Here is a 15653-nt window from a genome sequence, read left to right as displayed (position 1 = left end):
TTGGGCTCAAAGTCTTAATCATCTTAAGAATCCTAAAGAAGATTTAATAATTGTTTTATTGTAGTTTCCTCCGAAATATGATATTTTCCCATCATATAAAGCATTCCCAAAGATATAGATAGAAGAAAAGTAAGTAAAAATTACGCAAAAAATGAAAAAATGAGGTAATTATTTGTAAAATTTGCGGATTGAATAAAAAGAAAGGAATGCTATAATGAAACCGATTTAATCTTATTCTGAAATTACCGGTTTATGAATAAGATAACAGGATTGCATTAAGTATTTGGTTAGTGGTTGCCGAATCACGGCAGAATGGAGTTTTAGATGAAAGACAAATTGAAGAAATTGTGTAGTACAGCTATATTCCAGTGTGTTGCGATTGCAATTGTGCTGGATATTATTTTGGAGATATTGGGAAGACACTCATTTATCAATACGATGAAATATATTGTGAATGAACCCTTGGTGTTCCTGTATAACTGTTCCATTATCTTCTTTACTCTGACATTGGCACTGCTGATGCGTAAGAGAGTGTTTGGTTATGGTATTATTTCATTTGCATGGCTGCTTTGTGGTGTAACGAACTGTATTGTTTTAGGCTTTCGTATCACTCCGTTTTCAGCGATCGATATGCTGATGGCGAGAAATACGATCACCATCATTGATAAGTATTTTTCAGTATGGCAGATTGTATTCATCGGTGTAGCGTTATTTGTTGCATTGGCAGCGGTTATCATATTGTTCTTAAAGTCCCCGACAATCCAGGGAAATATTTACAGGATCCGTACAACGGTTCTGATCGTTGCATCTTTCTGTATGGTTATGCTATTTACAAAGATTGCATTAAATGCACAGGCAATCTCGGATAACTTTGCAAATCTGGCAACAGCATACGATAAATATGGTTTTGTATATTGCTTTTCAAACAGTGTAGTGGATGTCGGAATCAGTGAGCCGTCAGATTACAGTGAAGAAAAGATGCTTGAGATCAAGGATGAACTGGATACGGTGAAAGCTTCGGGAGCAAAATTTGCAAAGAGAAAGCCAAACGTAATTGTAGTTCAGTTGGAATCTTTCATGGATCCATCATATGTAAAAGAATTATCTTTTAATATGAATCCGATTCCGAATTTCACAAAATTAAAAGAAGAATGTTCGTCAGGTTTCCTTACGATGCCTGCAATCGGAGCGGGAACGGCAAATTCGGAATTTGAGGTGCTTTCCGGATTTGATGTGGCATACTTCGGTGCCGGTGAATATCCATATAAGACGGTACTTGGAAGTACAACCTGTGAGACGATGGCGACACAGTTTAAAAAGCTTGGTTATTCTACTCATGCGATGCATAACCATGACGGTACATTCTATGACCGTTATATCGTATATAAGAATCTTGGCTTTGATACATTTACCCCTATGGAATACATGTATGACGTAGAGCATACTCAGAAAAACTGGGAAAAGGATAATGTACTGACCGGAGAGATCATGAAGACCCTGAAATCTACAGAGGACAAGGATTTTATCTTCACGGTCAGCGTTCAGGGACATGGAAGATATCCGAGTGAATTAGATTATGAGAATTATTCCTATCCGGTAAAAGTAACAGGTACGGGAAGTGAAGAACTGGACAATGAATGGACATATTATTGCAATCAGCTTCATGAGATGGATGAATTTATCAAGGATTTAATTGAAGAACTGAAGAATTATGATGAAGATGTAGTACTGGTAATGTATGGTGATCATTTACCGGGATTTGAACTGACAAATGATGATGTAGAGAATGGAAATCTGTACCAGACGGAATATTTCGTGTGGAGCAATATGAAGCATTTCATTGATAAAGATGAAGACATTCCGGCTTATGATCTGAGTACGAAGCTGTTTGATGTGATCGGACTTGAAAAGAGTGCCATGCAGAAGGTGCATACACTTTACAGCGAAGATGATCCTGAATACAGCGATGTAATGTGGAATGTAGAATATGATATGTTATACGGTAAGCGATATATGTATCCGGATGGCTGGCCATATGAGCCTACCGATATGCAGTATGGTGTAGAACCAATCTATATTACGGATATAAAAGAAGGCGATTATCAGAAAGTGTCCGATGACCCGGAGAAAGCGCCGGAGCAGCTCCATGGATATTATATCAAGGGTGAGAATTTCAATGAATGCAGTTTTGTTTGGATCAACAACGGATTCAAGAAGGAAACAATCTATATAGACCGGAATACTCTGTTTATTCCTGATATCACGTTTGACGATGGTGAGGAAGTCTATGTTGCTCAGGTTGGTGATGACAGCATTGATATCGGAAAGTCGGAAGCGTTTATTTATCAGGCTCCGGTAGCAGAAAATTAAAGATAACTGATAATTCCTCATAAAAAAGAAATTTTTTGGTAATAAATAATCTTGACATTAAATAGGTTATTTGATAGCATAGCATCATATATTTTGGATATAACAGGAGCGTTCGTTTGAATGCTCCTGTTATATCAACTTACAAATAAAAAAAAGAAAGTGAGAGAAAAAAATGGGTAAGATCATAGGCGAAGGAATTACATTTGATGACGTATTATTAGTACCTGCATATTCTGAGGTGCTTCCAAATGACGTGGATTTAACAACTAACTTAACAAAGAAAATACAGCTTCAGATTCCTCTTATGAGTGCCGGTATGGATACCGTAACAGAGCACAGAATGGCTATCGCTATGGCTCGTCAGGGTGGTATCGGTGTTATTCACAAAAATATGTCAATCGAGGAGCAGGCAGAGGAAGTAGATAAGGTTAAGCGTTCTGAGAATGGTGTAATTTCTGACCCATTTTATTTATCTCCTGAGCATACACTTGCCGATGCAAATGCACTTATGGCAAAGTTCAGAATTTCAGGTGTGCCTATCACAGAGGATGGCAAATTAGTCGGTATCATTACAAACCGTGACCTGATGTTTGAAGAAGATTATTCCAAGAAGATCAGCGAGTCAATGACTTCAGAAGGTCTGATCACAGCAAAGGAAGGCATTACATTACCGGAAGCAAAGAAGATTCTTGCAAAGGCTCGCAAAGAAAAGCTTCCGATCGTTGACGATGATTTCAGATTAAAAGGACTTATCACAATTAAGGATATTGAAAAGACGATCAAATATCCACATTCTGCTAAGGATCCACAGGGAAGACTTCTCTGTGCAGCAGCCGTTGGATGTACAGCAAATATTCTGGATCGTGTTGCTGAACTTGTATCAGCAAAGGTTGATGCGATCGTTATTGATACAGCACATGGACATTCAGCAAACGTACTTCGTACTTTCAAGATGGTAAAGGAGAAGTATCCGGATCTTCAGGTTATCGCCGGTAACGTAGCTACTAAGGCCGGTACACAGGCAATGATCGATATGGGCGTAGATGCAGTTAAGATCGGTATCGGACCTGGTTCTATCTGTACAACCCGTGTTGTTGCAGGTATCGGTGTACCACAGATCACAGCTATTATGGAAGCATATGATGCAGCTATGAATGCAGGTATTCCTGTTATCGCTGATGGTGGTATCAAGTACTCAGGAGATATCACAAAGGCAATTGCAGCAGGTGCAAATGTATGTATGATGGGTAGCTTATTTGCAGGTACAGATGAAGCTCCTGGTGACTTCGAATTATATCAGGGACGTAAGTACAAGGTATACAGAGGTATGGGTTCTATCGCAGCTATGGAGAATGGAAGCAAGGACAGATACTTCCAGGAGAATGCAAAGAAGCTTGTTCCGGAAGGTGTAGAAGGACGTGTTGCATACAAGGGTTCTGTTGAAGATACTGTATTCCAGTTGATCGGTGGTCTTCGTTCTGGTATGGGATACTGTGGAGCTCACAACATTCCTGAATTACATGAGAAAGCAGAGTTTGTTAAGATCTCAGCAGCATCATTAAAAGAGAGTCATCCACATGATATTCATATCACAAAGGAAGCTCCAAACTACAGCGTAGAGTAATAAAAGTATTTAATAGAAATATAAGTTAGAATATAGCCGGTGAGAATATGCAGATAACATATATCACTGGCTATATTTGAGTACTGAGTTTGGCGACTGCTGTGATGACATAAAAGTATAAGAAGTCTGTGTCTGCGATTATCATGATGACATATGTTTTAATAATTGGAAGGAGAATTAAGATGCTCTATCTGGCACCTTTAGAGGGGATAACCGGATATATATACAGAAATGCATACCAGAAATATTTTGGAGGAATCGATCGGTATTTTACGCCTTTTATAGCTCCTGCAAAGGGGAAACCGTTCAGACATCGTGAGCTGGCGGATGTTCGCCCTGAACATAATACGGGCATAACGGTGATCCCGCAGATTCTGACGAATCATTCAGAAGGCTTTATAAAAGCGGCAAAAGCTTTAGCTGATATGGGATATGATGAGATCAATATAAATATGGGCTGTCCTTCCGGTACGGTTGTTTCAAAAGGAAAAGGTTCAGGGATGTTGGCAGATCCCACAAAGCTGGATCATTTCCTTGAGGAGATATTTGCAGCCGATATCTGCAAAATATCGGTAAAGACCAGACTGGGAATGGAATTTGCAGATGAATTCCCGGATATACTGGATGTATTAATGAAATATCCATTTACCGAAGTGATCATTCATCCAAGAACCAGAGAAGATTATTATGGTGGCAGCGTAGATCTTGCTATGTTCGATCTGGCAGTAGAACGATACGGAGAGCAGACAGAAAGTGTCCTTTGCTATAATGGTGATATTACCGATGCAGCCGGCTATAAAAATATTCAGAAACGATATCCACAGGTTGATAAGATCATGATCGGACGTGGAATCATAGGAAATCCGTTTCTTCCACAGGAGATTGCAGAACGGAGGTGCTGTTATAACGCAGGAATCCTTCTGGCATTCCACGATGAACTGTTTGCCGGTTATATGGAAGCAGGGCTTGGGGCGAGAAATGTCATGTTTAAGATGAAAGAGTTGTGGTCGTTTATGGAATGTCTTTTTGAAGCTCCCGACCAGCAGAAGATATTAAAAAAGATCCGCAAAGCCAACGATCCGGATACCTACAACACCGAAGTCCGGAAGCTGTTGCAAACATAGCCTATAAGTTGAATACTAGAAAAAGGAAGCTGACAATAATATGTATTGCCAGCTTCCTTTTTTATAGGGGAAGTTTAGAACTCATTTCCGGGAAAATGAGGGATTCCGTCAAAACCTGCCTTCAGATCGTCATCGGTAGGAATATAATCGCTCATCTCACCATCGTTATATTTGCCATAAGCAACCATATCGAAATATCCGGTTCCGGTCAGACCAAAGACGATCGTCTTTTCTTCCCCGGTTTCTTTACATTTCAGTGCCTCGTCGATAGCAACACGGATCGCGTGGCTGCTTTCAGGAGCAGGAAGAATACCTTCCACTCTTGCAAATTGGGTTGCTGCTTCAAATACTGCCGTCTGTTCAACACTTCTGGCTTCGATGATGCCATCATGATAGAGCTGGGATACAACAGGGCTCATACCGTGATAACGAAGTCCGCCTGCATGGTTTGGTGAAGGGATGAATCCGCTTCCGAGGGTGTACATCTTTGCCAGTGGACATACCTTGCCGGTATCACAGAAATCATAGGCATAGACACCTCTTGTCAGACTTGGGCAGGATGCCGGTTCTACAGCGATGATCTGGTAGTTCTTCTCGCCACGGAGAATCTCGCCTGCAAATGGGGAGATCAGACCACCGAGGTTTGAACCGCCGCCGGCACATCCGATGATGATATCCGGTGTGATGTTATATTTGTCAAGTGCTGCTTTTGTTTCAAGACCGATAACAGTCTGGTGAAGTAATACCTGATTCAGTACACTTCCGAGTACATAACGATAGCCTTCCTGCTTGGACTCTGCTTCAACAGCTTCTGAGATGGCACAGCCAAGGCTTCCGGTTGTTCCAGGATGCTCAGCAAGGATCTTACGGCCAACCTCTGTTGTGGTACTAGGAGATGGAGTTACGGTTGCACCGTAGGTACGCATAACTTCACGACGGAATGGCTTCTGTTCATAGGAAACCTTAACCATATATACCTGACAGTCCAGACCAAAGTAGGAGCATGCCATAGAGAGGGCGGTTCCCCACTGACCGGCACCGGTCTCGGTTGTAACACCCTTTAAACCCTGCTGCTTAGCATAATAAGCCTGAGCGATAGCGGAGTTTAATTTGTGGCTGCCGCTTGTGTTGTTTCCTTCAAATTTGTAGTAGATCTTAGCTGGTGTCTGCAGTTTTTCTTCCAGACAGTATGCACGAACCAGTGGAGCAGGACGGTACATTTTATAGAAGTCCTGAATTTCCTGTGGAATCGGGATGTATGGAGTGGTGTCATCCAGCTCCTGCGCGATCAGTTCGTCACAGAATACAGGACGAAGATCATCGGCTGTCATTGGCCGAAGTGTTCCCGGATTTAACAGAGGTGCCGGCTTGTTCTTCATATCGGCACGTACGTTATACCACTCTTTTGGGATCTCGTTTTCACTTAAATAGATTTTGTAAGGAATGTTTGCATCTTTTTTCATAATCATAACCCTCCAATGCTTGATTCATTTGTATAAATAGTTTAAGTTATCCCGGTTATCTTTGATGGGATATATAAATATGTTCCGGGGAATTTTATAATGTCATGCATTTTGCAAAATCATCATCCTTGTGGGCAAAGAATTTTGCATGGATTTGTGATAGATATTAAGACATAAAAAAACTGCCCCAGTATAAAAATGCTGGGACAGGAGATTGTTCATTAGAAACTGTTTCCTGCGGTGCCACCCGGCTTGACGTATCAGATACGCCCGCTCATTGTCTGCAAATACATACATTACAGATATCTCGTTCTTAACGGAGTATCATCTCCGGCTTACATACAGAATGCATATACAGGAATCGTACCACATCGTTCAGCTTGCCCTCGGGAGTCCATTCCATCATGGAAAACATACTGCCTTCCACCGGCGGCAGCTCTCTGGGATGTTTGTCGCATCATGTACTTACTCTCCTTCAACGGTTTAAAGCAATACTAGCATAATTGTTTTTATGTGGCAAGTATTTTTTTATGAATGGGGTTGTATTTTTAAGAAAAGTCCGTTGACAAGCCATTTTCCCTGCTATATAATTGACACATTGAAAAGGCGAAGACGGAGAGAAGTAGCGCTTTTTATCGCTCACAGAGAGCCGGCGGTGGTGAGAATCCGGCAGAATGAATAAGCGTGAATAACACTCTAACAGCTGCAAGCTGAACCCGTGAAGAAGACATTTGCAGAGATGACCGGAAAATGCGAGATGGTTGTTCTGCGAAATGAACCTCACAGTAGTAGGTGCGCCGCAATTGTGCGTGAAACAAGGAAAGGGACTGTCAGATAAGAGACAGTAAATCAGGTGGTACCGCGGATATGAATTATGTTCGTCCTGGATGCAGGGCAGGCATAGTTCTTTTTTTATGCAACCTGTGAAATATAAAAATCAGTCAAAGGAGATAATGCAGACAATGACCATTTCAAACATTTATCGTAACAGAACCTTAAATGAGATCAGCGAAGGCGACGTTGGCGCAGAGCTGAAGGTGGCAGGATGGATCGAGAACATCCGTGACCATGGTGGTGTATCCTTCATCGACCTGAGAGATATGTATGGTGTTCTTCAGGTAGTTATGAGAGACACTTCATTATTAGATGGACTTACAAAAGAGGATTGTGTATCCATCTCAGGTGTGATCGAGCACAGAGATGAGGAGACATACAATCCAAAGATCCCGACAGGAACGATCGAACTGGAGGCACATTCCGTAGAAGTGCTTGGAAGAGTATACAAGCAGGTTCCGTTTGAGATCATGACATCCAAGGAGACAAGAGAAGATGTCCGACTCAAATACAGATATCTGGATCTTAGAAATAAAAAAGTAAAGGATAATATGATCTTCCGTTCACAGGTGATCAGCTTCCTTCGTCAGAAGATGACAGAGATGGGATTCTTAGAGATCCAGACACCGATTCTGTGTGCTTCATCACCGGAAGGTGCAAGAGACTATATTGTTCCATCCAGAAAATTTAAAGGCAAGTTCTATGCTCTGCCACAGGCTCCACAGCAGTACAAGCAGCTGCTGATGGTTGCAGGATTTGACAAATATTTCCAGATCGCACCATGCTTCCGTGACGAGGATGCAAGAGCAGACCGTTCACCGGGTGAGTTCTATCAGCTCGATTTTGAGATGAGCTTTGCAACACAGGAAGATGTATTTAAAGTAGGAGAGGAAGTTCTCTCAGCAACATTTGAGAAATTCGCACCGGAAGGCTCTGTTGTAACACAGGCTCCTTATCCGATCATCAGCTATAAGCAGGCAATGTTAGAATTCGGTACGGATAAGCCGGATCTTCGTAATCCGCTTCGTATCATCGATCTGACAGATTTCTTCCAGAGATGTACATTTAAGCCATTCCATGGCAAGACTGTACGTGCGATCAATGTACCGAAGAAACTGTCAAAGGGACAGCATGAGAAGCTCTTAAAGTATGCTCAGTCTATCGGTATGGGAGGCCTTGGATATCTGGAAGTTCTGGACGATATGACATACAAGGGACCGATCGATAAGTTCATTCCGGATGATATGAAGAGTGAGATCGCAGAGCTTGCAAATCTGAAAGCAGGAGATACTATCTTCTTCATTGCCGATGTAGAAGAACTGGCAGCTTCCTTTGCAGGACAGCTTCGTAATGAGATCGGTGCAAGACTTGATATGATCGAGAAGAATGCATACAGATTCTGCTATATTAACGATTTCCCTATGTACGAGTACGATAAGGAAACAAAGAAGATCATCTTTACACATAATCCGTTCTCCATGCCACAGGGTGGTCTGGAAGCTTTAAATGAGAAGAATCCGTTAGATGTTCTGGCATACCAGTATGATATCGTATGTAATGGTATCGAGCTTTCATCCGGTGCTGTCAGAAATCACGACATGCAGATCATGGTAAAAGCATTTGAGATCGCAGGATACACAGAAGAAGATCTGAAGACAAAGTTTGGAGCACTTTACAATGCATTCCAGTTCGGTGCACCACCACATGCCGGTATGGCTCCCGGTGTTGATCGTATGATCATGCTCCTTCGTAATGAAGAAAATATTCGTGAGATCATTCCGTTCCCTATGAACGGAAATGCACAGGATCTGATGTGTGGCGCCCCTGGTGAGGTTACAGAGCAGCAGCTCCGTGAGGTTCATATCAAGGTAAGACAGTAACAGAGAAAATCAGGTATTTATGTATAGATTACCGGATAGAAGATTATTTTGATATACACTCAAGATTTTATGTTAGAAAGGTGCATAAGATATGCAGGGCTCGCATAATAACCAGAAAAAGATAGCAGTTATAAATGATTACTCAGGATTTGGACGCTGCTCTATAGCAGTAGCAATGCCGATCATTTCTGTAATGAAGGTTCAGTGCTGTCCGGTTCCGACGTCGATTTTTTCCAATCATACGGGGTTTGACAGCTTCTATTATGAAGATTTTACAGATCATATGCAGAGGTATATCGATGAATGGAAGAAGCTGGATCTGCAGTTTTCCGGTGTCTGTACCGGATTTCTGGGTTCCACTGCACAGATCAGTATAGTGGAACGGTTCCTTACGGATTTTAAAAGACCGGAGACAAAGGTGATCGTGGATCCGGTAATGGGTGACTATGGCAAACCATATCCGACCTATACAGACGAACTGTGCCAGCAGATGAAAAAGCTGGTGCGGTTTGCTGATATCCTTACTCCAAATACCACAGAGGCATGTGTTCTGACGGATACACCATATAAGGATGACTGGCATATGGATGAATTGAAAGCTATGGCGGAGAAGCTGGTAGCACAGTCAGAGAGCAGACAGGCAAAAGTTGTGATAACAGGAATCAGGCGGGGAAGCTTCCTTGCTAACTTCTGCTATGAAAATGAAAAAGTAACCGTTGTGAAGACGAAGAAGATCGGAGAGTCGCGCTCCGGTACCGGAGATGTCTTTTCGGCGATTCTTGCGGCGGATGCCGTAAATAATGTAGATTTTACAGAATCAGTTAAGAAGGCAAGTGTATTTATTAAAGAATGTATCAAACGTTCCGTTGAGATGGAGCTTCCATTGACCGATGGAGTGTGTTTTGAGGAATGTCTGTACAAGCTTGCCAGATAACAGGAGGCGAATAGTATGGAGATATTATATAAAGTTCATAATAATCTGTATGTAAATCTGACAAATAAATGCCCATGTGCATGTACATTCTGTCTCAGACAGAACATGGATCATGTTGGTGAATCAAAGAGTCTGTGGTTAGAGCGGGAACCATCAGCAGAAGAAGTGATTGCTGAATTTGCAAAATTCGATATGAGCCGGTTTAATGAGGTTGTGTTCTGTGGATTCGGAGAACCGACGGAGGCCTTTGAGGTGTTGAAGAAGGTTGCGGCATTTGTAAAGGAGACTTATCATATGCCGATACGTTTGAATACGAATGGGCTGGGAAATCTTGTAAATGGCAGAGATATCACACCGGAGATGGAAGACCTGATCGACACGGTATCGATCAGCTTGAATACGCCGAATGCAGATCGGTATCATGAACTGGTCAGAAGTAAGTTTGGAGATAAATCCTTTGATGCGATGCTTGACTTTGCAAGAAGTTCTACAAAGTATGTACCAAATGTAGTTATGACGACTGTAGATACCACGATTACAAAAGAGGAAGAGGAAGAATGCCGGAGAATCTGTGATTCGATCGGTGCAAAATACAGAATCCGCCCATGGGAGGATTAATAAATCTGATAAGAAAAGCTCTGTATGAAAATACAGGACTTTTCTTGTTATCCTATAAATAAAGACCGCAGGTAGCGATCAGGCTGCCTGCGGTCTTACTGTAATATTTATTATTATAACATAAATGCTTATTTATTTCCGGCATCTCTCTTAGCACGGAAACGAAGTGTAGGATCAAGGATCTTCTTACGGATACGGAAGCTCTTAGGAGTGATCTCAAGAAGCTCATCTGTATCGATGAAGTCAAGTGCCTGCTCCAGACTGAGTACCTTAGGAGGTGTCAGCTTTAATGCATCATCAGCACCGGAAGAACGGGTGTTGGTCAACTGTTTCTTCTTGCAGACATTTACTTCGATATCATCGGTACGTCCATTTTCACCGATAACCATTCCGGCATATACAGGTTCACCTGGTCCGATGAACAGTGTACCTCTTTCCTGTGCATTGAACAGACCATAAGTGATAGAAGTACCGGTCTCATATGCGATCAGAGAACCCTGTGAACGATAGTTCATATCACCCTTATATGGGAGATATTCATCAAAGATCGTATTGATAACACCATTTCCCTTTGTAGCGGTCATGAAGTCACCACGGAAACCGATCAGTCCACGGGAAGGTACAAGGAACTCCAGTCTGGTTGTACCATTTCCGGTAGGAGCCATACCCTGAAGCTCACCCTTTCTGGAATTTAACATATTAATAACTGTTCCAGTAAATTCATCCGGAACATCGATATATGCAATCTCGAATGGTTCAAGCTTCTTACCGCGTTCGTCTGTCTTATAGATAACTTCGGCTTTGCTGACTGCAAATTCATATCCTTCACGTCTCATGTTCTCGATCAGGACGGATAAGTGAAGTTCGCCACGACCGGATACCTTGAAAGCTTCTGTTGTCTCTGTTTCTTCTACACGGAGACTGACATCTGTATTTAATTCACGGAACAATCTGTCACGTAAATGTCTGGAGGTTACAAACTTTCCTTCCTTACCGGCGAAAGGAGAATCATTTACCATGAATGTCATGGAAATAGTTGGCTCTGAAATTTTCTGGAATGGGATTGGGTCCGGATTTTCAGGAGAACAGATCGTATCACCGATATTAACATCTGCAATACCGGAGATGGCTACGATCGATCCGATGTCTGCTTCATTTACTTCTACTTTATTCAGACCCTCGTAAACATAGAGCTTACCGATCTTAACCTTTAACATTCTGTCAGGGTCATGTTCATTTACAATAACAACAGGCTCATTTACAACGACCTTACCGTTGTCAACCTTGCCAACACCGATACGGCCTACATATTCATTGTAGTCGATTGTGCTGATCAGAACCTGTGTACCTGCATCCGGATCACCGGTAGGAGCAGGAATATAATCAACGATGGTATCAAACAGTGGCTTCATATCTGTACCCGGTTCATCTGGATCAAGAGAAGCAACACCTGTCTTTGCTGATGCAAATACAAATGGGCAGTCAAGCTGATCGTCATTTGCATCCAATTCGATCAGAAGCTCAAGAACTTCATCTACAACCTCTTTAGGACGAGCTTCAGGACGGTCACATTTGTTTACACATACAATAACACTGAGGTTCAGCTCCAATGCTTTCTTCAGAACGAATTTGGTCTGTGGCATGGCACCTTCGAAAGCATCAACAACAAGAATAACACCATTTACCATCTTCAGGACACGTTCTACTTCACCACCGAAATCAGCATGTCCCGGAGTGTCGATAATGTTGATCTTTGTCTTACCATAACGGACGGCAGTGTTCTTGGAAAGAATCGTGATACCACGTTCACGTTCAATATCATTTGAGTCCATGACACGTTCGGTAACTTCCTGATTATCACGGAATACACCACTCTGTTTCAAAAGTTCATCCACTAATGTTGTTTTGCCATGGTCAACATGGGCAATAATCGCAACATTTCTGATATCATCTCTGGTAATCTTCATTTTTTTCACTCTTTCTTTATGATATTAAAATTACTTACAATACAACGTTTACCATTCTAGCATACGAAAAAAAGCATTTCAATGGAAATGATAGCCGAAAATTACACCAAAATATTCGGTAAAATGCGCCGAACTGTACAAAAATATGTTATTATTAGAAAGTATGACAGGCGGGAACGGTTCCTGCTAAATAAGTGATTTGGAGAGGTATTAAAATGAATGAGAAAAAGGGCAGAGCGATCGCACTGTTGCCGATCGGTGTATTTCTGGTATTGTATCTGGGACTTGGGATTATATTTGAATATGTGATGAAAATTCCGATGGGCTTTTATAATGTGCCTATCATCGTGGCATTTCTTGCAGCTATTCTGGTCGCATGTATCCAGAACCGGGAATTGGTATTTGATAAGAAGCTTGAGATTATGGCACAGGGAGTTGGGGATAAGAATATTATAACGATGCTGTTGATCTTCCTGGCAGCGGGTTCATTTGTCGGGGTAGTCGGAAGAAGCAGCGCAGAGAGTGTAGCATATTTTATGCTGACACTGATTCCGGCAAGATTTTCAGTAGCGGTTTTGTTTGTTGTTGCCTGCTTTGTATCAGTTGCTATGGGAACTTCAGTTGGAACGATCACATTGTTAACGCCGATTGCTGTTGCAGTGTCGAGGGCATCTGGCTTTGATATGGCATTTTGTGTTGCATCGGTTATGGGTGGAGCAATGTTTGGAGATAATCTTTCTTTTATCTCAGATACGACGATTGCGGCATGTAATGGACAGGGATGTGAGATGAAAGACAAATTCCGGGAGAATTTCTGGATCGCGTTTCCGGCAGCGGTTATAACGCTGATATTAATTCTTGTACTTTCATTTCAGACCGACATACGGGGGCAGGTCAGCCAGTCTTATAATCTGGTGCAGATCATACCGTATGTTCTGGTGCTGATCGGTGGAATTATAGGGCTGAATGTATTTATCGTATTACTTACGGGGATTGTATCCGGAGCATTTATTATGCTGATATGGGGACATACTGCACCTGTTGATCTTCTGACAAATATGGGCTCCGGTGTTTCCGGAATGTTTGAAACCTGTATGGTAGCAATATTAGTTGCAGCGTTATGTGCACTGATCCGGGAATATGGCGGTTTCGATGCACTTCTCAGTTGGATACACAGGATCTTTCGAGGAAAGAAAGGCGGACAGCTCGGAATGGGGTTGCTAGTCGGAACAATGGATATTGCAACTGCAAACAATACGGTAGCAATCGTTATGGCAAATCCGATTGCCGGAGAAATGGCACAGGAATATGGAATCTCTCCGAAGAAGACTGCCTCTTTGCTTGATACTTTTTCCTGTATCTTTCAAGGAATAATCCCATATGGTGCGCAGATGTTAGTTGCAATTGCCGCGGTAGGAGAACTGGGTGATTCCATTTCTGCTTTTCAGATCATTCCGAAGCTTTTTTATCCGATGTTCTTGCTGCTGACATCACTCGTTACCATAATAAGAAGTGATAAATAATAGAGACAATTCAAGAATGTAGAAAACGCTGATCTGTTTCTATACGAATTAAGTGAATTATAAAAGAGTTTATCGGCAATGTGAACATGTATACTATTATGAAGCAAGCCTGTTTTAACGCCGGTTCTTAGTGAGTCGCCATAGGCGAAGAACTTAGTACCGTTGCGTTGAAATAGAGTGCAAGCGTCTTGCGTAATAATAGGTGTGCATATTCATATTACCGATAAACTCTTTTTGTAATATTCACTCACATAGGAACAGATCAGCGTTTTCTGTTTTATTTGCCAAGTAACATATTTTCCAGTTCCTCCGGTGAGAAGGTGTAAGACGAGTTGCAGAACTGGCAGTTTACCTCGATCGGCTTATTGTCTGCGAGCAGATTTGCAATCTCCTTTTTACCGAGACTGATAACGGCCTGTGAGAAACGTTCCTTGCTGCAGTTGCAGTGCCACTTCGTAGGAATGGTATCGGTAACTTCTACATTATAGCCTTCAAAGATCTGCTTCACGATATCAAGCGGTTCCATACCCTGGTCGAGGAGAGCGGTAATGGATGTGAATTCACCCAGACGTTTTTCTAGATCAGAGATCAGTTCCTCGGATGCAAATGGCATAAGCTGAATGATAAAGCCCCCGGCTTGTTTTACTGTGTTGTTCTTCTCCATCAGAACACCTAAAGCTACAGAAGTTGGAATCTGTTCTGAGGTTGCAAAATAATACGTCAGGTCTTCTGCAATCTCACCTGAAACAAGCTGGGTCTGACCGATATAAGGCTCTTTTAAACCGATATCCTTGATCACGGAGAGCACGCCCATATCAAGAGCTTTAGCGACATCCAGTTTTCCCTTATCATTTGCATGCAGGATAACCTCCGGATTGTTGACATAGCCTTTGACATTGCAGTGCGCATCAGCAGTCACTGTCAGTCCGCCGATCGGACCGCTGCACTGGATCTGGAGCGTTAGCAGATCGGAGTCATTCTTACATGTAGCCCCCATCAATGCACCTGCGGTTAGCAGACGACCGAGGGCAGCAGTAGCAACCGGACTGGTATTGTGAATACTTCTTGCTGTTTCAACGATTTCCTTTGTGGTGCCGGCAAAGAAACGAACCTGTCCATCTGCCGCCATACCTCTGATAATATAATCACTCATATGTTATTCCTCGTTCTTTCTATATATAACGTAAAATATTGCACTTTTAAGGTGCCTTTTTAAAAATAATACCTGCATTTATAAAGTGCTGATTAATAACAAAATAATGCTTGTACTTATAAAAGTAGTGCTTAATAAAAAATTGATGACTAAAATCACTACG

Annotated in this window: 11 protein-coding genes and 1 other annotated feature; of the genes, 7 read left to right on the top strand and 4 right to left on the bottom strand. The window is 42.0% G+C overall.

Translation table 11 applies throughout. The features are described from left to right. The first annotated feature begins 324 nt into the window (after positions 1 to 324). The 3 genes from GT641_RS04790 (at position 325) to GT641_RS04780 (ending at position 5118) form a co-directional block, all read left to right on the top strand. Positions 325 to 2370 carry an LTA synthase family protein gene (locus GT641_RS04790; RefSeq protein ID WP_161116941.1) on the top strand — a complete coding sequence of 682 codons (2046 nt, stop codon included), beginning with the start codon at positions 325 to 327 and terminating at the stop codon, positions 2368 to 2370. Positions 2371 to 2542: 172 nt separating this feature from the next. Continuing rightward, positions 2543 to 3994, top strand: a complete 1452-nt coding sequence (gene guaB / locus GT641_RS04785; RefSeq protein ID WP_008401827.1) for an IMP dehydrogenase — start codon at positions 2543 to 2545, stop codon at positions 3992 to 3994. Between the two features lie 182 nt (positions 3995 to 4176). Further along, positions 4177 to 5118, top strand: coding sequence for a tRNA-dihydrouridine synthase family protein (locus GT641_RS04780; RefSeq protein WP_243143693.1), 942 nt, complete (start codon positions 4177 to 4179; stop codon positions 5116 to 5118). Between the two features lie 74 nt (positions 5119 to 5192). Here GT641_RS04780 and GT641_RS04775 read toward each other — a convergent pair whose 3' ends face one another. Continuing rightward, positions 5193 to 6581 carry a TrpB-like pyridoxal phosphate-dependent enzyme gene (locus GT641_RS04775; protein WP_161116939.1) on the bottom strand — a complete coding sequence of 463 codons (1389 nt, stop codon included), beginning with the start codon at positions 6579 to 6581 and terminating at the stop codon, positions 5193 to 5195. A 335-nt stretch (positions 6582 to 6916) separates the two neighbouring features. Continuing rightward, positions 6917 to 7042, bottom strand: coding sequence for a hypothetical protein (locus GT641_RS13290; RefSeq protein WP_274922261.1), 126 nt, complete (start codon positions 7040 to 7042; stop codon positions 6917 to 6919). A 139-nt stretch (positions 7043 to 7181) separates the two neighbouring features. Further along, positions 7182 to 7470 (top strand) — a binding site (T-box leader). A gap of 73 nt (positions 7471 to 7543) precedes the next feature. Between GT641_RS13290 and aspS the strand changes: the two genes are divergently transcribed. The 3 genes from aspS to GT641_RS04760 all read left to right on the top strand — a co-directional run bounded on the left by aspS (position 7544) and on the right by GT641_RS04760 (position 10847). Next, positions 7544 to 9295 (top strand): aspartate--tRNA ligase, encoded by a 1752-nt coding sequence (gene aspS, locus GT641_RS04770; RefSeq protein ID WP_021943673.1) that lies wholly within the window; start codon positions 7544 to 7546, stop codon positions 9293 to 9295. A 91-nt stretch (positions 9296 to 9386) separates the two neighbouring features. Further along, on the top strand, positions 9387 to 10229 hold the full coding sequence (locus GT641_RS04765; protein ID WP_161116938.1) for a pyridoxamine kinase: 843 nt from the start codon (positions 9387 to 9389) through the stop codon (positions 10227 to 10229). A gap of 15 nt (positions 10230 to 10244) precedes the next feature. Next, complete coding sequence (locus GT641_RS04760) at positions 10245 to 10847, top strand: TIGR04100 family radical SAM protein (RefSeq protein ID WP_161116937.1); 603 nt, start codon at positions 10245 to 10247, stop codon at positions 10845 to 10847. Positions 10848 to 10975: 128 nt separating this feature from the next. On the opposite strand, the gene typA is transcribed toward GT641_RS04760, so the two are convergent. Next, positions 10976 to 12814, bottom strand: coding sequence for a translational GTPase TypA (gene typA, locus GT641_RS04755; protein ID WP_008401819.1), 1839 nt, complete (start codon positions 12812 to 12814; stop codon positions 10976 to 10978). 215 nt (positions 12815 to 13029) lie between these two features. Here typA and GT641_RS04750 point away from each other — a divergent pair, with 215 nt between their 5' ends. Beyond that, the gene (locus GT641_RS04750) at positions 13030 to 14337 is read left to right on the top strand and encodes a Na+/H+ antiporter NhaC family protein (RefSeq protein WP_161116936.1); all 1308 of its coding nucleotides are present in this window, start codon (positions 13030 to 13032) and stop codon (positions 14335 to 14337) included. 277 nt (positions 14338 to 14614) lie between these two features. Here GT641_RS04750 and hslO read toward each other — a convergent pair whose 3' ends face one another. Beyond that, complete coding sequence (hslO, locus tag GT641_RS04745) at positions 14615 to 15490, bottom strand: Hsp33 family molecular chaperone HslO (RefSeq protein ID WP_161116935.1); 876 nt, start codon at positions 15488 to 15490, stop codon at positions 14615 to 14617. Positions 15491 to 15653: the final 163 nt, after the last annotated feature.

The sequence above is a fragment of the Clostridium sp. BIOML-A1 genome (assembly GCF_009874105.1).
Lineage (GTDB): Bacteria > Bacillota > Clostridia > Lachnospirales > Lachnospiraceae > Coprococcus.
Note: the sequence above shows the minus strand (reverse complement) of the source record. Positions and strands in the feature narration are given on the sequence as shown.